The 25353-nt window shown below is 73.2% G+C and carries 16 protein-coding genes and 1 pseudogene; 4 read left to right on the top strand and 13 right to left on the bottom strand.

Annotated elements, in window-relative coordinates; genetic code table 11:
• Window positions 1-123 precede the first annotated feature (123 nt).
• Entirely contained in the window at window positions 124-2712 is a 2589-nt protein-coding gene (locus tag BBK14_RS10975) for a SulP family inorganic anion transporter (RefSeq protein ID WP_071061582.1), read from the bottom strand.
• Between the two features lie 397 nt (window positions 2713-3109).
• Here BBK14_RS10975 and BBK14_RS10970 point away from each other — a divergent pair, with 397 nt between their 5' ends.
• Window positions 3110-3772, top strand: coding sequence for a cadmium resistance transporter (locus BBK14_RS10970; RefSeq protein ID WP_071061580.1), 663 nt, complete (start codon window positions 3110-3112; stop codon window positions 3770-3772).
• 74 nt (window positions 3773-3846) lie between these two features.
• On the opposite strand, the gene BBK14_RS10965 is transcribed toward BBK14_RS10970, so the two are convergent.
• From BBK14_RS10965 to BBK14_RS10950, 4 genes are all read right to left on the bottom strand, one after another.
• The gene (locus BBK14_RS10965) at window positions 3847-4719 is read right to left on the bottom strand and encodes an SDR family NAD(P)-dependent oxidoreductase (protein WP_071061576.1); all 873 of its coding nucleotides are present in this window, start codon (window positions 4717-4719) and stop codon (window positions 3847-3849) included.
• Between the two features lie 60 nt (window positions 4720-4779).
• Window positions 4780-5886, bottom strand: a complete 1107-nt coding sequence (locus BBK14_RS10960; RefSeq protein WP_071061572.1) for an NAD-dependent epimerase/dehydratase family protein — start codon at window positions 5884-5886, stop codon at window positions 4780-4782.
• A gap of 45 nt (window positions 5887-5931) precedes the next feature.
• A complete protein-coding gene (locus BBK14_RS10955; protein ID WP_306769266.1) occupies window positions 5932-6738 on the bottom strand; it encodes a TetR/AcrR family transcriptional regulator in 807 nt (268 codons plus the stop codon).
• Window positions 6739-6849: 111 nt separating this feature from the next.
• On the bottom strand, window positions 6850-7251 hold the full coding sequence (locus tag BBK14_RS10950) for a cupin domain-containing protein (RefSeq protein WP_020462702.1): 402 nt from the start codon (window positions 7249-7251) through the stop codon (window positions 6850-6852).
• Between the two features lie 220 nt (window positions 7252-7471).
• Between BBK14_RS10950 and BBK14_RS38850 the strand changes: the two genes are divergently transcribed.
• Both BBK14_RS38850 and BBK14_RS10940 read left to right on the top strand, forming a co-directional pair.
• Entirely contained in the window at window positions 7472-8539 is a 1068-nt protein-coding gene (locus tag BBK14_RS38850) for a class I SAM-dependent methyltransferase (protein ID WP_241831390.1), read from the top strand.
• A 224-nt stretch (window positions 8540-8763) separates the two neighbouring features.
• Window positions 8764-10931, top strand: a pseudogene (locus BBK14_RS10940) (MMPL family transporter).
• A gap of 277 nt (window positions 10932-11208) precedes the next feature.
• On the opposite strand, the gene BBK14_RS35080 reads toward BBK14_RS10940, so the two are convergent.
• Window positions 11209-11865, bottom strand: a complete 657-nt coding sequence (locus tag BBK14_RS35080) for a LytR C-terminal domain-containing protein (protein WP_083390858.1) — start codon at window positions 11863-11865, stop codon at window positions 11209-11211.
• Between the two features lie 31 nt (window positions 11866-11896).
• Window positions 11897-12949, bottom strand: coding sequence for a hypothetical protein (locus BBK14_RS10935; RefSeq protein WP_241831389.1), 1053 nt, complete (start codon window positions 12947-12949; stop codon window positions 11897-11899).
• A gap of 24 nt (window positions 12950-12973) precedes the next feature.
• Here BBK14_RS10935 and BBK14_RS38845 point away from each other — a divergent pair, with 24 nt between their 5' ends.
• Window positions 12974-13300, top strand: a complete 327-nt coding sequence (locus tag BBK14_RS38845; protein WP_198541238.1) for a hypothetical protein — start codon at window positions 12974-12976, stop codon at window positions 13298-13300.
• A 13-nt stretch (window positions 13301-13313) separates the two neighbouring features.
• Here the strand turns inward: BBK14_RS38845 and BBK14_RS10930 are convergent, their stop codons facing one another.
• Genes BBK14_RS10930 through BBK14_RS10905 form a run of 6 tightly spaced genes read right to left on the bottom strand, consistent with a single transcriptional unit; the run spans window position 13314 to window position 25353 of the window.
• Window positions 13314-14591: a putative peptidoglycan glycosyltransferase FtsW/RodA gene (locus BBK14_RS10930; protein ID WP_131802230.1), complete on the bottom strand. Its 1278-nt coding sequence runs from the start codon at window positions 14589-14591 to the stop codon at window positions 13314-13316.
• Window positions 14588-17332 (bottom strand): hypothetical protein, encoded by a 2745-nt coding sequence (locus tag BBK14_RS10925; RefSeq protein WP_071061565.1) that lies wholly within the window; start codon window positions 17330-17332, stop codon window positions 14588-14590. The genes BBK14_RS10930 and BBK14_RS10925 overlap by 4 nt, the downstream gene beginning before the upstream one ends.
• Complete coding sequence (locus BBK14_RS10920) at window positions 17332-18429, bottom strand: TRAFAC clade GTPase domain-containing protein (RefSeq protein ID WP_131802228.1); 1098 nt, start codon at window positions 18427-18429, stop codon at window positions 17332-17334. The genes BBK14_RS10925 and BBK14_RS10920 overlap by 1 nt, the downstream gene beginning before the upstream one ends.
• 5 nt (window positions 18430-18434) lie before the next feature.
• The gene (locus tag BBK14_RS10915) at window positions 18435-19529 is read right to left on the bottom strand and encodes a protein kinase domain-containing protein (protein WP_071061559.1); all 1095 of its coding nucleotides are present in this window, start codon (window positions 19527-19529) and stop codon (window positions 18435-18437) included.
• Window positions 19526-22195: a hypothetical protein gene (locus BBK14_RS10910; RefSeq protein ID WP_071061556.1), complete on the bottom strand. Its 2670-nt coding sequence runs from the start codon at window positions 22193-22195 to the stop codon at window positions 19526-19528. The genes BBK14_RS10915 and BBK14_RS10910 overlap by 4 nt, the downstream gene beginning before the upstream one ends.
• Entirely contained in the window at window positions 22192-25353 is a 3162-nt protein-coding gene (locus BBK14_RS10905) for a tubulin-like doman-containing protein (RefSeq protein WP_071061554.1), read from the bottom strand. The genes BBK14_RS10910 and BBK14_RS10905 overlap by 4 nt, the downstream gene beginning before the upstream one ends.

The raw sequence follows: 25353 nt of genomic DNA, 5'->3' as shown, positions 1-25353 counted from the left end.
TTGGCGGGAACCCGACCCGGCAAGTCGAGGCCGGAGCGGGGCGAGACGGCAGGCGGGGTGGCGGCGGGTCGGGTGCTGCCCGCCGCCACCTGCGCCGTACTCGGGGTGGGGCCGACCGACGGGTCAGCCCCGGGTGGCGTCGGCCAGGCGCTGTCCGCTCTCCAACACTGGGACGACGCTGACGGTCGGGATCTCGAACCGGTCGGTCGACTCGTTCAGGACGATCGCGCGCGCCGTGGCGATGTCGAACCACATGCCGACCAGCTGCAGCCGGCCTTCGGCCTCGGCGCGGCGCACCACGGACAGCCCGCGCAACGCGACGAGCTGCTGCGCGACGCTGACCCGGCTCAACTCGTCGGGCTCCGGTGGAAGGCCACCGGCGTCGCGGGCCGCGCGGGCCAGGGCCGGTTCGCCGTGGCGCAGCCAGGCCTCCAGGTTGCGCAGCGGGCCCACACTGGAGCCGCTGTGGCCGGGTGTGCCCCGGTCGAGCAGGGCGGCGACCGCACCGCATCCGGAATGTCCGCAGACGGCGATGGTCCGGACGCGGAGCACCTCGACGGCGTACTCGATCGCGGCCAGGGTCGAGTCACCGACCGCCTGCGGACCGGGGACGAACGCGCCCGGCGTGCGCACGGTGAACAGGTCCCCCGGGCCGCTGCTCGTGATCACGTTCGGCACGAGCCGCGAGTCGCTGCAGGTGATGAACAGGGTCGACGGCCGCTGCCCCGCGGTCAGCTCGGTGAGGAACGGCTCGATCATCGGGGCCGTCCGGCGGTGGAACTCGTCCACGCCGTTGAGCAGGTGCTGGCGGTCGTGGAGCTGGCCGTGCTGCCAGTCCGACCAGGGGGCGAGCCAGCGCGGCGGCCGCGCCGACCGGGCGTGCCGGCCGGTGGAACGCCCCCCGAAGAGGCTCTTGGAGAGTCGTCCCTCGCGGGGCCGGGCCGCGACGGTGGGGATGGCCAGCGGTGCGGCGCCCACCTCGTCGACGGTCACCGTGGCACCGGCGCGATGCCGCTCGGCGATCCAGTCGTCCAGCATCTTGTGCGCGCCGTGGTCGAGGTAGTCGACCGCCAGGTCGAGCCGGACGGACGCCCCGGCGGGCACCTCGGCGAGCCGACGGGACAGCCTGGGCAGGGAGAGGAAGGTCAGCGCGCCCTCGACGACGACCCGCCACGGCGAGCCGGGGCCGGTGGGCGGGTGCACGTGGACCGGCGCCACCAGCGTCCGGCGCAGGGCGAGCAGCAGTGCGGTGGCGATCCCGATCAGGACGCCCTCAAGCAGGTTGAACAGCACCACGCCGACGACCGTCGTCAGGTAGATCGCGAGCTCGCCGTGGCGGGCGATCGCGCGGATGTGCGCGAGGTCGACGAGGCGGATGCCGATCACGACCAGCAGGCCGGCGAGCACGGCGAGCGGGATGCGCCCGACCAGCGGCGCCAGCAGCAGCGCGAAGCCGGCCATCCACAAGCCGTGCAGGATCGCCGAGGCGCGGGTGCGGGCACCGGCGCGGACGTTCGTCGAGCTGCGGACGATGACTCCGGTGACCGGCAGCCCGCCGAGCAGGCCGGAGACCGTGTTCGCGGCGCCCTGGCCGAGCAGCTCGCGGTCGAGGTCGCCACGCGGGCCGGAGTGCATCGCCTCGACGGCGACCGCCGACAGCAGCGACTCGATGCTCGCGACCAGGGCGACTGTCAGCACGGCCAGCGTGATCGCGCCCCAGTCACCGCCGGCGGGCAGCTCGGGTAGGGCGATCGCGCCCAGCAGGTCGTCGGGCAGGGCGACCCGCGGGACGTCGAACGGGAGCGACGCCGCGGTCACCATCGACACCGCGGCCAGCGGTGCCGGTATGGACGACAACGGTCGGGGCAGCCGCGTCCACACCACGGTCAGCGCGATGGTCGCGATGCCGAGCAGCGCCGCCGCCGGGACGGCCGGCGACACGATCTCGCCGGGCAGGACGATCAGGTTGTCCCAGGCGGCCGAGCCGGCGGTACCGCCGAGCACGACGTGGATCTGCCCGATGACGATGGTCAGGCCGATGCCGGCGAGCATGCCGTGCACGACCGCGGGTGAGATGGCCAGGGCCGCGCGGGCGACCCGGCTCAGGCCGAAAAGGATCTGCACCACGCCCGCGGCGGCGGTGACGAAACAGGCGGTCCGCCAGCCGTGCGTGGCGACGATCTCGGCCACCACCGCGGTGAGGCCGGCCGCGGGGCCGGAGACCTGCAGCGGGACTCCGCCGACGGCGCCGGCGACGACTCCACCGACGACCGCCGCGATGATGCCGGCGACCACCGGGGCGCCCGAGGCGACCGCGATGCCCAGCGAGAGCGGAAGCGCCACCAGGAAGACAACGACGGACGCCTCCAGGTCGTGGCGCCAGGCTCCCCGGAGGGTGCGGCCGGCCGAGCCGCCGGACCCGGGACGGCCGGTGCCGTCGGGGTCGTGCCGGCCGGCGCCGTCGGAGGCGGGGTCGTCGGAGCTGTCAGCGGCGGGGCTGGCCGGCGCGCGCCGGGCGCGGCGCCACGGGCGGCGGCCCGGAAGGCGGTCCGGCTTCTCCGGGTGGTCCGGGTTCTCGGTGTGGCCCGGACTGTCCGCGTGGTCTGGGATCTTCGCGCGGTCCGTGTCGGGCTCGGACGGGTAAGGCAGCGCGGTCGGGGCAGGCGTCACCGACGACGGCTGTTTTCTTGGCTCGTGGTGCTCGGCGTGCACGATCGTCTCCTCGGCGAGGGCGCAACGTCAGCGTCAGGCCATCTATTCTCGATGTTGAGTGGTACAGGTTCGAACACGTTACGTGACCAGAACCCGGAACCCCCACCCCGCTCCGCTACTCCGTGGTGGGCGCACAGTAGTCACTGAGCAATAGTCCCAGGATGGAGCCGCGACTATGGACGCGCGGCGCGTCACAACCGCATCGTAGAGTAGCCATCCCGGCCGATCGGGGTGTAAAGGCCCCGAGCCGCCCGCGACCTGCGGCCCACCCGGTCGGACCACTCGCTTCTCGCGGCCGTCGCGAACCGCGTCACAGCCGTGGCGAACCGCCGGTCAGCGGCCGGGAACACGCCCGGTACGGTCGGCCGGTGCCGTTTGCCGCGCCCGTCGCGACCGTGTGAACCCGGGCGCCGTCGGGCAGGCGATCGGCCTGTTCGCCGTCACCAACATCGACGACATCCTGGTGCTGGCGCTGTTCTTCGCCCGCGGCGCCGGTGACCGGCGCGCCGTGCCGCGGATCGTCGCCGGCCAGTACGTCGGGTTCGTCGGAATCGTCGCCGTCGCCGTCGCCGCCGCGTCCGGAGCGGCGCTCCTGCCCGAGTCCGCGATCGCCTACCTCGGCCTGCTCCCGCTCGCCCTGGGCCTACGCGCGGCCCGGCGGTCCCTGGCGGAACGCGGCGACCGCGCGGCCGCGACTACCGGGGATCCCGCCGGGCCCGGCCCCGACCCCGACGACGAAGCCGGGAGTGAGGAGCAGGACAGGGACGCTTCGCGCAGGGGGCCGGCCGCGCTCGAGGTCGCCGCGGTCACCTTCGCGAACGGCGGCGACAACCTCGGCGTGTACGTCCCGGTCTTCACCGCGGTCGGCGCGGGCGGGACGGCCGTCCACGCGGTGGTCTTCCTCGTGCTGGTGGCCGTCTGGTGCGCGGCCGGCTGGTTCCTTGCCACGAGGCCGCCGGTCGCCCGCGCGCTGAGCCGCTGGGGGCACGTGCTGCTGCCGCTGGCCCTGGTTGCCATCGGCCTGACGATCCTCGTCGAGGGCGGGGCCTTCGGTCTCTGACCGAAGCCCACCCCGCGACGGAAGCCCGCGCTGCGGCAGGAGCGCACCCCCGGGCGGGAGCACGCCGCCCGGCCTCAGGTGCCGGCGCCGTCCAGGGGGCGCTTGGTCAGTGGACGGCCGGTCGAGCCCTCGGTGAAGCCCGTGAACCGGCGGGTCACGCCCCGGGGGTCGGACGTGTCGGTCATCCGCGGGCCCCAGGCGACCATCCCGCCGTCGACCCGGATCGCCTCCCCGGTCAGGAAGACGCTGTCCGGACCGGCGAGGAAGAGCACGATGCCGGCGATGTCCTCGGGCCGGCCCAGGTCGGGCCAGGGCTGGAAGGTCGCCATCCGGGCCCGGATCGCCGCCTCGTCACGTCCCATCACCAGCGGCGTGTCGACGAGGCCGGGGCAGATCGCGTTGACCCGGATGCGGTGGGCCGCCAGTTCCACGGCCGCGTTGCAGGTGAAGTTGATGACCGCGGCCTTCGCCGCGGAGTACGCGGTCGGGCCGCCGCCGCCGCCGACTCCGGCGACCGAGGAGTTGTTGATGATCGACCCGCCGCCACCCTGGGCGATCATCGCCCGGGCGGCGTGCTTCGTCCCGAGGAACATCCCACGGCTGATCACGCCGAAGGTGCGGTCCCAGTCGGCGACGTCGATGTCGGTGAGCGGGCCGAACGCCCCGCCGACCCCGGCGTTGTTGAACATGACGTCGAGGCGCCCGAACCGCTCGACGGCCGCGGCGACGAGCGCGGCGACCTCCGCCTCGTCGGCCACGTCCGCCCRCTCGAAATGGAGCCGGGCGGGGTCGGCGACCTCGTCGAGCAGCCGCTGGGCGGTCGCGTCGTTCACATCGCCGAAGACCACACGCGCGCCGGCGGCGAGGAAGCGCAGGACACTCGCGCGGCCGATCCCGCTGGCGCCGCCGGTGACCACGACGACGCGGTCCTCCAATAAGTCGGGCATGACCGGTAACGTACCGCCGGATCACACCGCCGGTCCCCGTCCCGGAAGACTTCGGGCAGGTCAGCGGCCACGATGATCCACCTTCCCGGGCTCGGTCGGGTGCGGCATGCTGTGCACCGGCGGCGCGGCGTACTGGTCGACGGCCGAGCGCACCCGGTCGAGGGCGGACCGGTACTCGGCGACCAGGGCGTCCTCGGTCGCGTAGTCGAACCGGTCGGTGAACGACGGGCTGGTGCTGACGTCGAAACCGGGTCGCTCGGCGTACCACGCCAGGAGCTCCTCGACCGCCTGGACCGTGTCGATCACCGCCTCGCAGCCGAGCTCGCGGCGCGCCTTCTCGGTGCTCAGGACGCAGTGCTCCGTCGTCGTGCCCGCCAGCGGCAGCAGCGTCGTCGTGGCCTCGACGGCGATCTCCCTCGGCAGCGCCACCACCTCGAGATCCGCGCCCATCAGGCGGACGATCAGCTCGACCCACTGCCGCAGCGACCAGTCGGTGGGATCACCGGCGTTGTAGATCTGACCGGCGGCGGCCTGCGGGCGGTCGACCGCGGCGAGCACGAACGCCGCCGCGTTGCCCGCCGCGCAGCGGGTGTGGATCTGGGATCCGCCGTCCGGAAGGATGATGTACGGGCGCCCGTCGCGCACGCGCCGCACGATCGACCACTCCGCCGGCCGGGCGTTGTTCGGCCCGTAGAGCATCGGGAAACGGAAGAGCGTGGCGCCCGGGTGGTGCGCGAACGCCGCCTCCTCCGCGTCGACGAGCCGCCGGGAGAACCGGACGGCCGGGTCGTCGGACCGCTCCTGGACGACAGGGTGCTCCTCGGTCACCGGGATCGGCAGCCGGTGCCTCCCGTCACCCGGGAAGAACCCCTGGTAGATCGGCACGCCGCCGATGCCGACGAACTGGCCGCACCGCCCGGCGAGCGCCGGCGACAGGTGCCGCATCCGCCCGTACATGGCCAGGACGACGTCGAACTCCCGTAAGCCGAGCGCCTCGTCGATCGACTCCCGGAAATGCGGATCGCCGTGGATGTGCTCGACGTCGGCGAGCTCCGGCGGCTCGTGGGCTCCCCGGTGGAAGATCGTGACGTCGTGCCCCCTACCGAGCAGGCCTCGCACGATGTGCGGCCCGGTCGGCCCGGTTCCGCCGACTACCAGCACCTTCATGGCTACGCCCCTCCCACCCGGCCGGGGCGCTCCCGCTGGCCGGGTTCACGAAGAAGGCGGACGTCTGACCGGCCGTGCCGGGCGCCCGCCGCCCAGGTCGCCGCCGAGCCCCGCCAGGCAGAACGCCCAGAGATGATCGGCGATCACCTCTGCGGGCTCGGGAGCAGCCGCGAAGGCGTAGTGATGGTAGACGGACATGACGAGCCGGGCGACCAGTGCCGCGTCGCGCTCGACGTCCTGCGGGGCCAGCAGGCCGGCGTCGCGCGCCGCACGGATCTCTCGTGCCACGAGGTCGGCGAAGGGCTGCGTGGCCTGCGCCATCTCCTCCGGGTAGAGCTGGTGCAGGCGCCAGTGCTCCGCGGTGATGAAACGGGGCCCGGTGCTCTCGTCCCCGCTGGCATCGAGCGAGCCGAGCACCGAGAGGATGTGGCGGCGCAGGCGGGCGACCGGGTCCGGCAGGTCGCGGGCGTCCTGCTCGTAGCGCACGGCCTGATCGGTCACCATCTCCTCGATGACCGCCATGAGGAGCTGGTCCTTGCCCTCGAAGTGGCGGTAGAAGGTCTGCATCGCGACACCGGCCTCCTTCACGAGCTCCTGCGTCGTGAAGGATGTGCCCTTCTGCGCGATCAGCCGCTTGGCCGCGGCGACGATGACCTTCATCTGGCGCATGCTGCGCGATCTCGACCGCTGCACGGACGGCGACCGGTCGGCGGCACGCTCAGCCCAGGACACGACCGAAACGTTACCCGGGTTCACCTCGACGGCTTGTTCAGCTCCCGCGCCGGCCGACACCGACCTGGCCGCGGCGGCTACGTTCCGCAGCTCGGCGGCACCCGACTCGTCGTCTTTCACAGAAACGGCTTCTCGTTCTCTCGTGTCTCGTTCCGACCACCGGGGTCAGGCCGGCGGCGTGCCCGGACGTCCTGGTACGCGGGCGTCCGGGCGCCCTCGGAGTCGGCTGGATCAGCCGTCGTCCTTGGTGAACCCACCGCTGGCCGCCATGGCCTCGAAATGGTCGATCAGCTGCTGGAGCGCGGCGGCGGGATTGAGCTCGAGCACCTCGCTCGGCTCCTCATAGATGAGGACATGACCGGCTGGGAAGAAATACGCCTCGCCGGCCACCGCGACCTCGTCCGGCCAGTCGGTACCCGGGTACACGCAGCGAAGCCTGCCGCTGAACATGTAACCGTAGTGGGGGCACTGACAGACACCGCCGGGCAGACCGATGTAGCCCTTGGTGCAGTCGAGCGGCCCGGTGGCCGTGTACCCGACTTCCATGTCCCCCCACTGGGCGGAGCGGAACCCCGTCAGGGGCCAGCGTCCGCCGCCACCCACGGGTAATTCACTCGGCTTGCTCACCGGCATGCTTCCTCCTCAGCCCTGTCGCCACACAGCCCCGTCACCGCAGCCGTGGCACCCGCCAACTGTAGAACCCCACTCTCGCTCTTGGGAACAGGATCGTGCACTGATCAGCAGAATCCCAACACCCACCGACGCATCCTGCGGGCTCACGACCCCTGTGTGGTCATGGCCTTCGGCCGCCGGCAGCCACCGCCGTGCCTGCCGGCTCGCCCATGATGTGTGGATGCCCGACGACAGTTCCGCGCCACCGCTGCCGGAGGCGATGACCGCCGAACAGGTCCGCCGCTGGGACGAGGTCCTCGACCGGATCCGTGTACTGCTGCCGGCCGGCGCGGCACGCGTGCTGGTCGAGGGTGCCGACGGCCGGAGGGTCGCCGCGGTCGCCGACCGGCTGGCCGCGGCGGTGCGCGGGGCCGGCCGGCCGTGCGTCCGGCCGGCGGCCCTCGAGACGACAGCCCCCAAGACGACAGCCCCCGAGACGACGACGGCCGCGCGGCCCGGCGAGACGGTACTGCTCGCGCACAGCTCCGGCCGGCCCGCCGACCGCACGTCGACAGCCTGGGACCTGGTCGTCGAGCTGCGCACCCGCACTGGCCGCGACGACGATCCCGATCGGCCCGCGGACGTCGTCGTCGACCTGCACGATCCGGCGTGGCCGGTGATCCGCCGGGTCGCGGAGCGGCTCGCGGCCGACGACGGCTGGCACGTCACCGAGAGCCGGGCGTTCTTCGCCGTACGCGCCGCCACCTGGGACACCCGCTTCGGCGACGACACTCCCGCCTACACCGCGGCGGTGGCCGAGCTGGGCCTGCCGACGGGGGCGACCGTCCTCGACGTCGGCTGCGGCACCGGCCGGGCGCTGCCCGTCCTGCGCGCGGCCGTCGGCCCGGCCGGCACGGTGCTCGGGCTGGATGTCACCCCCGAGATGCTCGCCGTGGCCCGGGAACACGGCCGGGCGGGGCATGCCGATCTCCTCCTCGGCGACGCCCGCCGCCTGCCCGTGCGGACCGGCGCGGTTGACGCGGTGTTCGCCGCCGGGCTGGTCACCCACCTCCCCGACCTGCCGGCCGGGCTTGCCGAGCTGGCCCGGGTCAGCCGCCCCGGCGGCCGACTGGCGATCTTCCATCCGTCTGGCCGGGCGGCGCTCGCCGCCCGGCACGGGCGCGTGCTGCGCCCCGACGAGCCGCTGGCGGCGGACCGGCTCGGCCCCCTGCTCGCCGGCTCCGGCTGGCGGCTCGACGGCTACGACGACCCGCCGCACCGCTTCCTCGCACTGGCCTCCCGCCGCTGACACCAGCCACGCAGCGGCGCTGACACCAGCGGCGCAGGCAGGTGTCACGGGCGCGCGCGGGCGTCGGCTTCGTGACGTAGCGCCGCGTGCGTCGCGGATACGACACACCCAGCCACAAGGGGATGTCACAGTCGCCCAGTCCGCTGTCGTCGCAGACGTGAAAGCGCGCGGCGCACCGTGGCGCCCGCCAGCCGGCCGCACCGGACACGCACCAAGGAGGAGAGATGTCCGGGTTCCTGTACCGGGTGGGATGGCTGGCCGCCGGCCGGCCCTGGCGGGTGATCGGCGCGTGGGTCGCCGCGCTCGTGGTGGCGACCGCGCTCGCCATGGCCTGGGGCGGCGAGCCCCACGACGACTACGACGCCCCGGGCACCGCCTCGCAGCGGGGCACCGACCTGCTCCGCGCCGAGTTCCCGGTGCTCGCCGAGGCCCAGGCACGGGTCGTGCTGCACACCGCCGACGGCAGCCGGCTCGCCCCGGAGGTCATCACGGCCGTCTCCGCCCGGCTCGCAGAGGTGCCGGACGTCATCCTCGTCAGCCCGCCGCGGCCCTCCGCGGACGGCGACACGGCGCTCATCAACGTGCAGTACGACCGGCCGGTCACCGACCTGGGCGGCACCGACGCGGTCGACGACCTCGTCGAGGCGACCAGGCCGGCCGCGGACGCGGGCGTCACCGCCGAGTTCGGCGGTCAGGTCGCCGAGAACATCCAGGAGGTCAACGGCCGGGCCGAGGCGGTCGGTGTCGGCTTCGCCCTGGTCATCCTGCTGGTCGCCTTCGGTTCGATCGTCGCGGCCGGGGTGCCGCTGGCGGTGGCGCTCATCGGCCTGGGCATCGGCAGCGCCGGCATCACCCTCATCGCGGCCGGCACCAACGTCAGCACCATCGCGCCGACGCTCGCCTCGATGATCGGCATCGGGGTCGGCATCGACTACGCCCTCCTGCTGATCACCCGGCACGTCGAGGGCCTGCGGGCCGGCCTGACCGTCCGGGAGGCCGCCGCCCGCGCCAACGGCACCGCCGGGGTGTCGGTGCTGTTCGCCGGGGTGACCGTCGTGCTCTCCCTGATGGGGCTGCGGCTGGTCGGGCTGAACACCTATGTGACCACCGGCTTCACCACCACGGCCGTGGTCGTCACCGTGGTCGTCACCGCGCTCACCCTCGTCCCCGCTCTGTGCGGGCTGGCCGGGACGCGACTGCTGGGCCGCCGGGGCCGCGCCGCGCTCACGGCCGGCGTCGGGAAGGCCAGCGTCGCGGCGGCCGGCTCCCCGGCCCGGCAGACGCTCACCGCAGCCTGGGCCGGCCGGATCGGACGCCGGCAGTCAGCCGGAGTCCACCTACCAGCGGCGCGCCTACGATCTGGTCGCCGCCGAAGTACGGCCCCGGCGCGAACGGCCCGCTGATGCTCGCGGTGGACCTGCGCAGAGTCCCCGCCGCCGATCTCCCCGCGCTCGTGACCCGTATCAGGGCGACGCCCGACGTCGCGGCCGTCGCCCCGCCGGTGACCTCACCGAGCGGGAACGCCGCGGTGGTCTTCGTGACGCCCGCCGTCGCACCGAGCGACAAGCGTGCCGCCGACCTGGTCCGCCACCTGCGCGCCGACGTCCTGCCCCCGGGCATCGAGATCACCGGTATGACCGCGGTCTTCACCGACCTGTCCGGTCTGCTGTCCGACCGGCTGTGGTGGGTGGTCGGCTTCGTCGTCGGCGTGTCCCTGCTGCTACTGACGGTCGTGTTCCGCTCACCGGTGGTCGCGCTGAAGGCCGCGGTCATGAACATGCTCTCGATCGCCGCCGCCTACGGCGTGGTGACCGCCGTGTTCCAGTGGGGCTGGGGCGCCGAGCTGCTCGGCCTGCCGCACAGCGTGCCGATGTCGAGCTGGCTGCCCGTGCTGATGTTCACCGTGCTGTTCGGGCTGAGCATGGACTACGAGGTCTTCCTGCTCTCCCGCATCCGGGAGGACTACCTGGCCACCGGCGACCCGCACGGCAGCGTCGTGCGCGGCCTCGCCGCCACCGGCCGGGTCATCAGCTCCGCCGCCCTGATCATGATCGCGGTCTTCGCCGGTTTCGCCCTCGACCCGGACGTCACGGTGAAGATGGTCGGCGTCGGGATGGCCGTCGCCGTGCTGGTCGACGCGACCATCATCCGCATGATCCTGGTGCCCGMCACCATGGGCCTGCTCGGCCGCGCGAACTGGTGGCTCCCGGGCTGGCTCGACCGCATCCTGCCCCACGTGGACGTGCACGGCACCGAGCCCGCCACCGCCACGGTCGCCCCGACCACCGGGCCAGCCACCGGTCCGGCCGCCGACGCGGAATCGACCGACAGCGTGCCGCCGGCCCCGACCGGCGCGGCACGGGACTCCGACCAACCGGCCGTCGTCAGCTGACCTCGCGAACGCACCCGGCCTGGGTGCCGCCGAAGCGAGTTGGCTGAGCCACTCCACACGCCGCTGACGCAACCCACTTCATTCGACCGAACCCGACCGGCTCGCCACGAGCACCGGCGATACCCGTCCAGGGCCTGCCTCCCGACAGCGGTAGGCCATGAGACCCGTGGAGTCTCAAATCAGAGAACCTACCCAGGTCGGGGCTGCGACGCCCAGGTCGACGGAAGCCCGAAATAACGGCCAGCCACTGCGCGACGCGACCGGCAGCACTGCCGATCTAGATCTTGAAATTCTTTGTTATGACAAAAACAAGGGTCCCGTTCGGCTTAATTCGATCACCATCATTCAGCTTTATCTTGATATCATCATCGTACCCTTTCATTGCCTCCACCAACTCCTCGGCAAAACCTTCTTGACCATTTTCATACAACACAGTCGTATGCGAGAAAACTACTTCACCTGAATAGTTTCCCTTTTCCTGGACGATGAAGCCCTTCGCCGACACGAGAGGCTCTACCTGGACCGCAAGCCCCTCGATTCTCGAGTTGTTGATAATAGTCACTGCGGGGCGAAGCGGCGGCGGCGGTGTAGCAGGAGGCGTCGTTGTCGGCGACGGCGCCGGCGATGTGGACGTGGCGGGAGGCGCCGGAGTAGAGGGCTGGGCAGTGACCATCGCCGTGGGACTCGGCGTGGTGGTCGCCGTCTGAGTGGAAGGTGCGGAGGTTCGGGGGGGCGTCGGGATGTCCGTCGCGCTGGGAACGGCGACCGGGCCGCCGCCGGCTGGTCCGCCGCCGGGGTCCTGGTGGTCCACCAGTGCGACGATGAGAATCGCGGCGATCAGGGTGACGGCGACGATCGCCGACGACACCGCGACATCGTGGCTGTCGAGGCCGAATCCACGGCCGTTGCGCCGTCCGAAGGAGAATTTCCGCATGGTTGCCTGCCTTTGCAGGTGGCGGTGCCGGCTACTGGGCCCAGCGCAGCTGCAGCGCGGCGCTGAGATTGTCGATGTCGACCGAGGTGTCGAGCCGTTCGAGGATTTCGGCGAAGGCCTCCGCCACCAGGTCGGTGAGCCCGGCCGTGCCCACCTGGGTCCGAACTCGCCAGGCCAGCCCGTCAATGGTCTCCTGGGCGGCGGCCGACCGGTCCGCCCGGGATTCCGCTCCCCCGCCGTCCATTTCCCCGCCAGCCGAGGCCCCGCCGCCGACCGGGCCGGCGGCCGCCATCGCGCGGGTGACCAGCGTGCGCAGCCTGGTGACCGCGGACTGCACCCGTATGTCGCCCGGCCCGCCGCCGAGCACACCCGTCGACAGCGCGGACAGTGCGTCGACGACGAGATCGGCCGCCCGCGCCCGGTCGCCGTCCCAGACGTCCGCGAGCTCCGCGCGCAGCCGCGCCAGAACCTCGCCGGCCGCCACGGCGATCCGTTCCAGGACTGTCGGGTCGACATCCGGGGCGACGATCGGCGGGCCGACGGCGAACCCCGGGATCGGCATCCTCAGCTGGGAGAACAGCGAACCGCGCAGGCTCGCCAGGCTGGATTCGTCGCGCCAGGCTCCGTCGCGGACGGCGTCCAGCAGCGCCCACAGCACCCCGGCGGGCGGGTCGGCCGCCGTCTCGGCCAGCTCCGCGATCCGGCCCTGGGCGGCGTAGACCGAGTTGATCAGATGGATCTCGTACTGCTGGAGGCTTGCCGGGAGGTCCATCGTCGGCCGGGAGGCTCGGCTGACCAGGCTGTCGAGCGCACGGCGGAGCTCGGCCCGGTCGGTGGCCACCCCGGCCGGGGTGGTGAGCGCCTCGGTCAGCTCGTCCAGGATCGGGTCGGGCCTGGTCCGGGCGGTGGGCAGGCATTCGAGCAGCGCGGGCACGCACAGCGGCCGCTTGCGCACCGGCCGGTCCACCGTCGCGGCGACGCCGCGCTGGAAGACCGCCCGGCCGGCCAGGTTCGGGAAGATCGCGACCAGGACGGCGTGCAGCGCGAGGCTCTCCTCGGCGGACAGCCACTGGCGGCGCTTCATCGCCGAGACCAGCGCGTCCAGCGTGTGGGTCTCGGCCGGCAGGTCGGGCCGGTCGTCGAAGGCRCAGACCGCGAGCCGGAACACCGCCTCGGCCGCCGACCACGGGTCCGCACCGGCCGGGCCGGGCCCGCGTGGGCCGGGGCCCGGGGCGCCTCTGGTGTCGTCCCCACCCAGATCGTCGTCCCGGCCGAGGTCGTCGGGCTGGCCGAGGTCGTCGGACTGGCCGAGGTCGTCGGACTGGCCGAGGTCGTCGGGCGCGCCGGGGTCGTCGGAGCCGGTGGCCTCGAAAGCGGCGCCGTCGAACGCTCTGTCGGCACCGAAGCCGGCGGAGCCCGCGGAATCGACAGGTGAGCTGGACAGCGGACTACCTCCGCCCGCCGACGCCGCTCACCCGCGGGCCCGCTGCCGCGCCGAGCGCGACGCCGACCGAGGCGAGGGCGAGGATCAACGAGGTCACGCCGCTCGACAGCAACGGCACGGTGAGGCCGAACCGATGGTTGGTCAGCAGCGCCACGAGGGGCAGGGCCAGCCCGGCGACGAGCATGGCCACCAGTCCGGCCGCCAGCACCTGAACCGAGGAGGGGCGGGCCGCCAGCATCAGCCGCACCAGCAGCCAGCCGAAGGCGGCGACGAGGAGGCAGCCCAGGACGGCGAAGAAGTGCCCGTACTGGCCAACGAGCGTCGCGACCGGGAGCTCCTGGTCGACCCAGCTCCGGTGCTTGCCGAGTGACGCGCTCTCCCAGATCCTGCTGTCCCAGACGGGTTCCGCCCGCTTCTCCAGGTGGCTGTCGCGCCACGCCTTGTCCGCCTTCCCGGCGGCAAGCCAGCACCACACCGTTCCCACGGCCACGGCCACCACCGCGGTGAGCCCCGCCGAGAACCAGAAGCGCCGGGCCGCCAGCATCGCCACGACTCCGGCGGCCAGGATCGCGGCCGAGCCCGGCTCCCAGGTCACGAACAGCAGGCCGATCGGGGTGGTCGCGGCCAGGACCGACCGCCGGAACTGCTCGTCCAACGTGACCTCGCCGTCGTTCCCGGCCGGATCACCGGCCAGCAGCACCACGGCTCCCAGCCCGAGCAGGAGGTAGCGCAGGAGCTCGGCCAGTTGGGCACCGAGCGTCTCATCGACGGGCCCGAACCCGGCGATGAGACCTGCCAGCAGGGCGACCGCGGTAGCCAGGACAGGCGCCGTCCTCGGCGGCGGGACCAGCGCACGGGGGTCGTCACCGTGCAGCCGGGCCCAGCGGCCGGCCACCGCCATCGCCGCCACGGCGAGCCCGCCGAACAGCAGGGACGGGGACTCCCACAGGAACCGGGACTGGTTCAGGAAGCTCACGGTCAGGACGGCGGCCAGTGCCACCCCGGTGCCCAGTGCCCGCTCGTCGGGGTTGAGTTCGTGCACGGTCAGCACCAGCAGCGCGCCGAGCAGCCCGGCGAAGGCGACCGCCGCGAGCCCGCGCCCGAAGCCGGCGTCGAAGTCGTGGTGCTGCGCCTGGACGTCCCACAGGGTGAGCAGCATCGGCACGGCCGCTCCGGCCACGACCCACGGCAGCGGGAACCGGGCGGATTCGGGCTCCGTGTCGGGGGCCGGTTTCCCGGCGTCCCGGGACCGGGTGTCGAGGGCGGGCTTGGTCGCAGTCACCGCCACAGCGCCGCCAGGCCGGTGATCAGGCAAGCCGCCAGAAGGGCGAGGGCGTACCTGTATTCGCGCCAGCCACCGAGCAGGCCGTACCTACCGCCGACGGAGGAGTCAGCCTCGTCGGAACCGGTGGATTCGGCTTCGTCACCGGAGGTGAGCTCGATCCGCTGGTCCAGCAGGCCCGCGACCTTCAGGGAGTGCCCGGCGGAGTCGGGCCAGGCCTTTGGCAGCGTCTCGGCGAACCAGGCGGACACCGGCGACAGCTCGTCTCCGATCTTCGCGTTCGCCAGCTCGTTTATGAGACCCGCGAAGACCTCGTGCGGCGAGCCGACCGAAGCCTCGGACGCCGACACGCTGGCTGCGGCCGGTTCGTCCGCGTCCCGTGGGTCCGGCCGGACGGCCGGCTCACGCGGCTCGGTCTGAGCGGCCCGCTCCACCACGTGAAGCAGCTGGGCCCGGAGCGTCTCAACGGCCCCGACGAACTCGTCACTCAGCATGTTCTGGGCACCCGGCGCCTCGGTCAGCGCGGCCGTCAGGTCATACACGAGCTGGTCTGCCGACAGCCGCGATTCCCGGCCGAAAAGGTGGTCCGTGCGGCTGACGAGATCCGTCCCGATCCTGTCCTGCAGCAGGCGCACCGCCGCCGTCTGGTCCGGCGCCTGCGCGAGCGCGTCGACCCGGGGACTCTCCAGGGGCAACCCGTCGTTCTCGGAGCCGGCCAACCGCCGGACAACCCGCCGAAGCGGGAGAGCGTTCTCCGCGGGCAGCCAGGCCGCGGTCGCCGGCAGGCTCGCGGTCGTCAGCAGGCCGTCACGCATGGAAAGCCCGGGGACGACCGCGGTGGCCCACCGCACAAGTCCGAGGAGATGGTCGACAAATGCCTGGTGAACGCGCTCCTGTTCGCTGACGGCAGGCGGGCCGGGGTCGGCGTGGCTGATGGGGGTGTCCTCAGCCTGCTCCGTCAGCGCTCGGGCAACCGCCAGGTCCGGCCGCCACGGACGCGCGCGGTCGGCGTGGCGAGGTGCCAGCTCGGACGACGGCTCTTTCGGCCGCCTGTCCTCGCCGGCATGCTCGGGCGCCGTCGGGACATGTACCAGCAGAAGAAGCGCGTCGCGCGTCTCCGCGAGCAGCAGGGCGTTCCCCGATTCGAGTTCCAGCACCCCGGCCAGGCAGTCGACGACGTCCACGGAGGCGGGGATCGTGGTGGCGTCCGGGCTGGCCAGGCGGGCCAGCGCGTCGACGGCCGACGGTCGAATGCGTCGCAGGCCGGGGTCCGTCATCTCCTCGTAGGGTTCCCTGGCGGCACGTGGAGCCAGCCCGGGCATCACCCACATCAGGAACTTCCGAACATGGTTGCGCTCCACCGGCGTCAGCCACTGGCGGCTGCGCAACGCCCGGACGAACGCGTCGACCGTGTGCGTCGTCTCCCCGACCAGGCCGTTGTGCAGGTTGGCGATCGCCCGGCGCAGCGTGTCCTCGGCGTGCCGCGTCTGCTCGGCGGCGGTGGGCCCGGCCACCGGCACGGCTGTCGGCGCGGCCGCCGACGCGGAGAAGGCCTCAGGTACCCGTGGCCCGTCGCCCGGTCGGGGCTGGCCCCATGCGTCCTCCGGACGCCCGTCGCCAGCCTGGGCCTCCGCGTGCCTCCATCGCTGCCCGTGTGGCTCTCCGAGGGGCGCGACCTGACGGGAACCAGCCGGGATCGTCGGCTCGGTCGGCAGGATGACCGGCTGGCTCCGCGGCGGGCCGCCCTTCCGGATCGCCCAGTCCTCCACCGCCCCGGCCCAGTTCTCCGGCTGCCGCAGCAGGCTGTCGTTCAGCCGAGGAAAATGCGCCAGCTCGCGCTGCAGGTATGCCCAGACCACAATTCTGGCGATGTACTCGAACGGACCGTCCCCGGCGGCACCGTCGTGCACGTACGGCTGATGGTCCTCACGCAGTCCGGGAGCAAGGAAGACATACGCGACCGGCCGGGTGAGGCCACGCTCCGGCTGCACGAAGTCCGGCATGAACAGAACCTGTGGATCGCGCTGATGGGCACCGACGCGCGGGTAGGTGGCCTCGAACGTCGAGTACGTCAGCCGGTCGCGACCGTCGCCGATGTGCCGCAGCAGCTCCGTGAGGACCAGGACGAGCGCCGCCGCCACGGGCTCGTCCGCGCCGACCGGCACGAGCTGCCGTCGCCCACCGAAGACGGGTGCGCCGCCCACAGACTCGGCTCGCAGCTTCAGTACCGCCGCGAGCAGGGCCGCCAGCGGGTTCACCAGGACGATGTTCCCGCGCCCGGACACCGGTGAGGTCAGCTCCAGGGCGTCCGCCAGGACCGCCTCCTGCAGCCGGACGACGTTCGCACCGGTGTAGGCCGTGAGGTCCGGCCGCGCGATCAACGCCACCCCGCTCTGGTCAGGATTGGTCAGCTGCCGGCCGGCGGGCCAGTGCGCCAGCCGCGCCGCCCCCCATCCGGTGAGGTCCTCGGCGGAGCCGACCAGAACGCTCACCCGCATGTCCCGCCGGGAGTCCGAGCCGGTCTGCTGGCGCAGGACCACGGCGCCCTGCTGGTCGTCGCGCAGGTAGACCCGTGAGGTGGACGGCTGCCGGACGTGGTTGGCGCGGTTGATGTTCTGCCAGCCGCCCAGCCACTGCGACCACCAGCCACGATCCGGCGGGTTCTCGATCGAGCTGGCGACGAGGACGAAACCGTCGCGCTCGTTCGCGAACGCGTACTCGTTCTGGTCGATGCGGCCCATCAGGTCCCGACCTCCTTGGCGGCGTCCTCCCCGAGCAGGCCGGACATCGCGAAGATGGCCGCGAGCGGGTCGAGTACCCGCCTGGGCCGGACACCGCGCGGGAAGACCTTGTCGAACGTGTCGCCGCGGTCGTCCGTGACCGCCTTCGAGCCGGTCGCGGACACGAAGTGCAGCGTGGCCCGGCGGAACGTCTCGAACGGGCGCAGCCAGGCTCGGGCTCCCCGGGCGTACAGGAACGCGTACGCGTCGCGGCTTTCGTCCCGGATCTCGGTGGGTTCGGCCCGACCGTCGAGGTAGGCCGACAGACTGGGCCGGCGGTACCAGCGGGCCGCCGGCTGCTCGAAGCGGTAGAGGTCGGACTTGCTGACGGCCAGCGCCACCGGCAGCCGGTCGGTCAGGCCGGGCTGGGCCCGCAGCCGGGCCATCACCGTCTCGAACGTGGCGTCACCGTCGGACGGGGCGTTCTGGCGCAGCGCGTACTCCGGGTCGACCACGAAGATCAGCGCGTCGAGCGCGAGGACGAACCGCATCGACCGGGTCCGCGCCACCAGGTCGTCGCCGGCGACGTCGAAGAACGCCACCGCGCGCTGCCGGCGGCCATCGCTCACCACGAGCGCGTCGGTGAAGGTGACCATGGCGTCCGACTGCACCCTGGCGGTGTGCTCGATCGCCCGCCCCTCGTCGACCAGGGACGCGACGTACTGCCGCCAGTACGCCCGGTGCGCCTCCTCGTCGACGGGCACCGCGGTGAAGCCCAGAGGACCGAGGCCGCCCCGCTCGATCTCGCTGACGATCGCGGCCAGCAGGTGCGACTTGCCCGACTCCGTGCGCCCGATGAAACCGATCACCAGCGGCGGCCCGTAGCTGGCGTAGGAGATCGGCAGGTAGTGCCGCTCGGCCATGTCCGCGGACGGGTTCGGGCAGCGCCGGTAGGCGCCGATCATCTCGTCGTTCCGCTTGACCGGGTCGCCCACGCCGGAGAGGTCCAGCGGGACGTAGGCGCCGTCCCGGAAGGTGAACAGGTCCGTCTCGTCCCAGTCGAAGACGTCCAGGCAGATCGGGCAGCGCACCTCGGTCGGTCCCAGTGGGATGGTCACCGTGCTCATCGCCTTCCGCGGTCCGCGCCGCCGGTCGTAGGACGCGGCGTCGGCTCGTCGTCGCCGGTCCCCCGCCGCCGCACGATCGCGTCGAAGCTGCGCAGTCCCTCGACGAACCGGGCGTCGCCGCCCGACCTGGCGCGCCGGGTGCCGGCCGCCCGGTCGACGTCCCGGCCGAGGGCGGCCAGCACCTCGGCGGCCGGTGGGCGCAGGTCCGGATCGTGGTCGACCATCCGGCCGAGCGGGCCGTCCGATCCCAGCAGCCGCTCGGCCCCACCGCGGCGCGTCGAGGCCCGGCCGGACCGGTCGGCGATCACCTCGTTGAGGACGCGGCCGACGCTGTAGACGTCCTCCTTCGTCGTGGCCGGCCCGTCGCCGTACACCGCCTCGGGTGCCGCCCACCGCGGGTCGGGCGCCGGGCCGCAGCGCTCACCGACGAGCACCGCGTGCCGGAAGTCGGTGATCTGGACGTGCCGGTCGTCGAACTGGACCGTCCGGGTGGTCAGCCAGCGGTGCACGACGCCGGCGGACTCCAGCAGGTCCAGCGCGCGCAGCAGGCTGGTCGGGAACTGCTCGACCTGGTCGAGCAGCAGCCGGCCGGCGAACCGCTCGACCGGCCGGCCGCGCTCGGCCAGCAGCACGAACGGCTCGCGGTCGGCGTCGTCGGGGTAGTAGCCGACCAGGTGGGACAGCTCCCGCGGGTAGTTCTCCTCGCCGAACGCGTCGACGAGGTGCAGGCCCATCTGGATCTCGTTGTCGACGGCGTCGATCCCGTCCGGCGCCCGCGAGGTCGCGGCGGAGTTGGCGGGTGCACGCCGCCCGGCGGCGTGCACCCGCTTCTGGACGTACTCGACCAGCCGGTCGGCATCGACGACCAGCCTGGTCCGGTAGAACGGGTCGGCCGCCGGGTCGTCCTCGGTGACCCGGGCCCGCATCGTCCGGCGGCGTCCATAGACGTCACGATACGCGATGGTCTCCTCGCGCAAGGTGTCGATCGGCTCGCCGCGGCTGGTCCGGTGCAGGTCGGTGTCGCCGCGGCCGGGGCGGGGGCTGGCATCCCACCAGTCGCCGCCGAGTCCTGATCCGCTCGGCGGGCTCATCGCCCCCCCTTGAGCACGGTCTCCACCGTGCCGGGGCGCATCCGCACCAGCCGCAGCACTCCGGCGACCTGGCCCCACTCCGGCCATTCCAGCTCGCCGAGCACCGCTGAGGGCAACGGGTCGAACCCCCACCCGCCGCCGGCGCCGGTACCGGGCCCGCGCGCCACCAGCGAGGGCTGCGCGGCCCTCGGCGCGAACCGCACGACGGCCGCCGAGCGGGCGTCGACGTCGAGCAGCTGCAGGTGCTCGGGCGCGCACAGCTGCATCAGCCCGCTGTCGGCGACGTCGGCGCGCAGCAGCACGCCGAGCCGGTCCGACTGCTGCCAGGCGGCGTCGACGAGCTCGCGCCGGTCCGTGTCGTCCGCGCGGAACGGCGGGGTCGCGTGGACGCCCATCCGTTCAAGGTGCCGGTTGTAGCGGTCGAGGCCGTGCCGGGTCTCGGAGACGACCCGCTCGCCCAGCGCGTCGAGCGCCTCCCGCTCGATGTCGGGCCAGCACCGGTCGATCACGCTCGCGATCAGGTCGACGACGTCGGCCTCGACCACGTCGCTGATCGCGGCGCCCATGGAGCGCAGGCGCAGCGAGACGTCGGTGTCGACCCCGGCCTCGCGGCTGCGGGGCGGGCGCGCCGGGAAGCCGCGCAACCGGTCCGAGTAGCCGGTCAGCGCCGAGGTGACGTCCTCGAAGGCCAGCGACATCGCCCGGACCAGGTCGGCGCCGGCCCGCCGGGGGCCGGTCAGCGACCAGTCGTACCGGGCGACGTCCTCCATGAGCGCGATGGTCCCCTCGGACATCGCCCGCGCGAGGGTGACGTACTCGCCGGGATGCCACCGGCGCACGGCCCGCGACCACACCAGGTACGGCCACCACATCAGGCCCACAAACGCCAGCGCGCCGGCCACGATCCGCACCGGCAGGCTCAGTACCGGGTCGAGGCTGTCGGCGGTGCCCAGCACCTGCCCGACACAGCCGGCACCGAGGGCGATGATGACCAGAGCGGCCAGGTCGACCGGGCTCCGGTCGCTCTGGGTGGCCTCCTTACCGAGCAGGAACCACCAGCCCACCAGGCCGACGACGGCCAGCAGGCCCAGGGCGGCGGCGGCCTGCGCCAGGGTGGCCGGCTCCTGCGCGCCCACGGCCAGCAGGGCGGTCGCCCCGGATCCGATGAACAGCGCGAGCACCGCCAGGAAGATCCAGTCGGACATCCTGTGGTTGGCCAGCGGTGTCATCCGGCGGGCCACCACGAGCGGCCAGCCGCGCACGGCGACGAGCAGGGCCGCGCCGGCCCCGGCGAGGGCACTGGAGCGGGCCGAGTCGGGCGCGGCGGCGGCGAGCAGCCCGCAGACCAGCACCGGCAGGATGGCCAGTGCCGACAGCAGGTTGACGTCCAGCCTGCGCGGCATATCCCGCAGGTACTGGAGCCGATCGGTGTCGCACGCCCGGTCCAGGTCGTCCAGGCGGGCGGCGCTGCCGACCGGGACGAGCATCCCGTGCATCCAGCTCAGCCAGCCGATGATCTCGGTGACCGGACGGCGGCTGTCGAGCGCGCCCGTGACGAGGTGGCGCAGCGAGGCGAGCAGGTCCACCCGCTGGGTGCCCTCGGGCGGGGCGAGGGCGAAGCCCCGCCGGCCAAGCTCGAGCAGGTCGGTCGTGCCCAGCGGGTGAACGCTGTCGTACTCGGTGAACATCCGCGACAGATCGTCGCGCAGCCTGCCGAGGTCGTGGCCCACCTGCATGACACGGGCCGTCAGCAGCCCTGCGGGGCTGCGGGCGGCCTTGCCGCCCGCCCGCAGGTTCTGCAGCACCGGCCCGGGGCCGGTGATGACGGCATGCGCGTTCACGGCCTCCTTGAGCTGGCCCCGGAAGCCCCGCGCGACGTGGTCCATCCCGCCGTCGCGGGCCAGGATCGGGTTGCCCGCCTCCTTGGCCCGCGGGTAGCGCAGCAGCAGCCGGAACGGGTCGGTGACCAGGCCGCCGTCGGGCTGCTCCTCGTCGCCGTGCCGGCGCGGGGCGAGGATCCGGTCGATCGCGCGGACCCGGGCGTCGGCGAGCACGTCGTCGTCGACCTGCCCGATCATCGCCCGCAGGCCCGGCGAGGCCACCCCCTCCGGCATCGACCGGACGACCTCGTAGACCCGGTCGAAGACCTTCGGCGTGAGCAGCGCGTCGAACAGCGCGTCCAGCACCGGCCCCTGGGCCGGGGAGCTACCCGTGGCGATCGCCTGGGCCCGGTGCTGGCCCATACCCCAACCGATGCCGCGCGCGTCGCCGACCCAGAGCATCACGTGCGACGCCAGCTCGAACGGCTTGTGCAGGGCGACCCGGTTCGGGTCGACGGCGCTGTCGGCCACCAGGCGGCCCAGCCCGCGGCCCACGTCGTCCAGCGGCGGCCCGACGGCGAGGCAGATCACCTGCTGCACCCCGGGTGCCTTGACGATCAGGCCGAGCGCGTCCGCGTGCGCCTCCAGGTCGCGGGTGTCGTCGATGACCAGGACCCGGGTCAGGTCGCTCTCCATGAAGCCGAGCGAGGTGGCGAACGCCCGCTGCACCTCGGTGAAGGACCCGAAGGAGAGCAGGTCCTCGTACCGCTCCCGGAGGTCGATGTCGATGACCTTCGCCTCGGCGGTGGCGGTGGCGGAGGTCCGGCCGGTGGTGTCCGTGCTCACCTGCCGAGGTCCTTCCCGCGGGTGCCGACCATCTCGTAGAGCTGGCGCAGGTTCGCCCGCACCGGGGTGGAGACGTTGGAGAACCCCATGTCCAGCGCGGCCGGCACGGTGTACGCCCAGAAGGCGTGTTGCTGCTCGGCCCAGCCCCGGCTGCCCGGCGGCAGCTTCATGAGCATCTCGGCGAGCAGGTCGGCCTGCTTGTCCGCGTTGTCGACGAACGCCCGGAACACCGGGTGCGGGTTGGCGGCCCGGCCGGTCACCCCGATCGGCACCACCCGCATCAGCTGTTCGGAGAAGTCCCGGCGCACCCGCTCGTCGTCCGCGAGCGACCAGTCCTCGTAGGCGCGGAGCATGCTGCCCCATGACGAGGCCGGCTCGAACGGGGAGAGCGCCAGGGTCATGCTCACGCCGTCGCTGTCGGTGTCGGTGTTGGGGTCACCGAGCGAGACCCGGATCGAGTACGGGGACTCCGTCCCGCCGGCCAGCGCCTGGACCTGCCCGTTCCACATCGCGCAGAGCAGCCGGTGCAGGATGCGGACCCGGTCCTCCTCGGTGGTGGCCAGCCAGCCGTAGTCGAAGCCGAGCCGCTGGCGCCACCTGAGGAAGTCCTGCGACTGCTCGTTGCGCAGCGCGTCGGCCCAGTGGTGCAGGATCTCCCGCAGCTCGGGCACCTCGGTGATGCTCATCGAGGTGCGCAGCAGGACGACCGCGACCGAGTCCGCGTTGATCGGGCGGAACTCCATCGAGATGCCGCTCTCGTTCGGCAGCCGGATCGCGCGGGCGAGGTAGCCCTCGATCTGGGTGTCCCGGGCCCCGGCCGGGTAGGAGACGAGGATCTTCAGATTGCCGGAGCCCTGGGGCGAGAAGCTGGCCGGCACCAGACCGTGGATCTTCGTCTGGAACTGGCGGATGTCGTCCTCCCCGACCGCGGCCGGGCCGTCCCGGCGCACCGTCGCGGCGAGCAGGCTCGCCATCGTCGGCAGCAGCGGCTCACCGTCGAGCCCGTCGGACTCCTGGAACAGCCGCTTCACCGCCTCCTGCAGCCGCTCCCGGGCGACGGCGACGGCAGCCTCCCCGCCCCTGGTGACGGTCGCCTCCCACACCCGGCGCCAGCCGTCCGGGCCGAGCAGGCGGTGCATCACGTCGCCCTCGGAGGCGGCTCCCCGCAGGCCCAGCGCGGACGTGAGCCGTTGCAGGGCCCTCTGGTAGAAGTCGTCCATGTCGCCGTGCGGGGGCAGCAGGTAGGTCACCCCGACCCGCGGCCGGAACAGGTCCGCCGTGCGCCGGGCGAACTCGCCGGGCTCGGAGCGGCTGTGTTCGTCGAAGGCCTCGGCGGCGAGCCTCAGCTGCGCGCGGAACCGCCGCAGGGCCTTCTCCCAGCGCACCTGCTGCTCGTCCCAGGCGGCGTTCCAGACGCACCGGGTACGCCAGCTGTACCAGGTGTCCTGGCGGTGGATGGTCTCCACCACCTCCCGGTCACCCCAGCGCACCTTGGCGCCGAGGCGCCGGTCGCGGATCGCCAGCGGCGCCGGCGGGTTCACCGAGATCCCGGCGGGCGCGGGCGGCTCGGTGCGGCGGTTGGCCAGGAAGCCGACCACCCCGCCCCGGCTCACCGGGTCGCTCTCCCCCGCGCGGCCCTCGACGATCCGGCGGGCGTGCAGCAGGTCGACCTCGCCGAGCAGGTCGTCGAGGCCGGCCGCCGGGTCGAAGGCGCCGGCGATCGCCGGCACCTGCTGGCGGACCATCGTGCCCAGGCCCGCCAGGTTGCCCTCCATGGCCTGCAGCCGGGCCCGCAGCGCGGAGAGGATCTCCGCCGCGCCGCGGGCCGGTGCCGGCTCGGTGAACTGGAAGGGCTGCCGGGTGACCATCGGGCCGATGTTCGCGGCGGAGGCGAACCGCCTGATCATGCCGGCGTCGTCGGCGGCCGTGCCCGGGGCGGGCGCGGCGAGGTCGTACGCCCCGCGGGCCAGCAGCCGGGAGGCGACCAGGTCGGCCAGCTCCTCGACCGGGATCGTCATGGACGCGACCAGGCTCGTCGACACGCCCCGCCGGCCGATGCCGGAGGACGCCGGCACCTCCCGCTCGACGCCGCGGTTGATGAAGTCGTCGGCGAACGACTGGTAGAGCCGGTCGGCGATGGCGTCGCCGTCGTCGTGTTCCTGCCCGGTGCCGACCAGGGAGAGGATCAGCGACACGACCGAGCGATGCAGGTCGTCGCGTTCCACGCCGTCGGCCCGGTTGAACAGGAATCCGGTCTGGATGGTCGAGGGCAGCAGGTTGATCTGGCCCTCGCCGTCCGGATACTGGACGCCGAGCGTGCCGGAGGTGCCGCGCGCGGTCAGCTCCGTCCCCGCGTCGTGGCCGTTCTGGTCGTCGATGAGACGGAACAGGTCGAGCAGCGCGCGGCCGGCGTTCAGCCGGGCCCGCCGGCCGCCGCCGACCCCCTCGTCGAACGCCGAGGGCATCAGCACCAGCGGGTAGATCTGCGCCCGGACCTTCGAGCGCTGCAACGCGTCGCCGATCAGGTGCAGGTAGTCGTAGAAGATGCCGGCGCCGGTGCCGCCGGCGACGGAGAAGGCGACGAAGACGTCACAGGTCTGCCCGAGCCGGCCGCCGAGCGCCGCCAGCTCCTGGCCGGAGGTCGCGATCTTGCCGACTGCGTCGGACAGCGGACGGCGGGCCGGCGCCACCCCGGACCGGAACGTCTCGAACAGCGCCGCCCGCCCGACGGTGGGCAGCTGGCCCGCCCCCCGCATCAGCGGCGCCACCCGGGGCTCGCCCTCGGCCGGCGGCAGCCAGCCCCGGACCAGCTCCCGCGCGTTCACCCGCAGGCTGCGGGCGACGTCCGGGTAGGTGTCGACGGTCGGGATGAGGCCGTGCGTGACGTGCTGGGTGGGCGCCGCCGCGTTCGCGTGCTCCTCCGAGGGGACGACCCGGGTGCGCAGCCTGGTGAGCTCGGACTCGTTGAGGTCGGCGTAGACGAACTGCACGCAGGACGGCAGCTGGTAGGGCAGGTAGTTCTTGCCGGGCACCCGCAGGTTCAGCGCCCGGCCGTCCGGGCCGCACAGCTCGTGCCGCAGCCGGCGCTCGAGCTCGGCGCCGACCAGGCAGCCTGTTCCGCCCAGTCCGACGAACAGCATGGGCTGGTAAATGTTCAT

The organism is Parafrankia soli (assembly GCF_001854695.1).
Taxonomy (GTDB): Bacteria; Actinomycetota; Actinomycetes; order Frankiales; family Frankiaceae; genus Parafrankia; species Parafrankia soli.
The sequence above is the reverse complement of the archived record's forward strand: the minus strand, read 5'-3'. Positions and strand labels throughout refer to the sequence as shown.

Excerpts from the sequence above, each read along its gene's own strand:
- BBK14_RS10960 (WP_071061572.1), bottom strand. The coding sequence starts at position 5,886 with ATGAAGGTGCTGGTAGTCGGCGGAACCGGGCCGACCGGGCCGCACATC.
- BBK14_RS10950 (WP_020462702.1), bottom strand. The coding sequence starts at position 7,251 with ATGCCGGTGAGCAAGCCGAGTGAATTACCCGTGGGTGGCGGCGGACGC.
- BBK14_RS38850 (WP_241831390.1), top strand. The coding sequence starts at position 7,472 with ATGCCCGACGACAGTTCCGCGCCACCGCTGCCGGAGGCGATGACCGCC.
- BBK14_RS35080 (WP_083390858.1), bottom strand. The coding sequence starts at position 11,865 with ATGCGGAAATTCTCCTTCGGACGGCGCAACGGCCGTGGATTCGGCCTC.
- BBK14_RS10935 (WP_241831389.1), bottom strand. The coding sequence starts at position 12,949 with ATGAAGCGCCGCCAGTGGCTGTCCGCCGAGGAGAGCCTCGCGCTGCAC.
- BBK14_RS10925 (WP_071061565.1), bottom strand. The coding sequence starts at position 17,332 with ATGGGCCGCATCGACCAGAACGAGTACGCGTTCGCGAACGAGCGCGAC.
- BBK14_RS10915 (WP_071061559.1), bottom strand. The coding sequence starts at position 19,529 with ATGAGCCCGCCGAGCGGATCAGGACTCGGCGGCGACTGGTGGGATGCC.
- BBK14_RS10905 (WP_071061554.1), bottom strand. The coding sequence starts at position 25,353 with ATGAACATTTACCAGCCCATGCTGTTCGTCGGACTGGGCGGAACAGGC.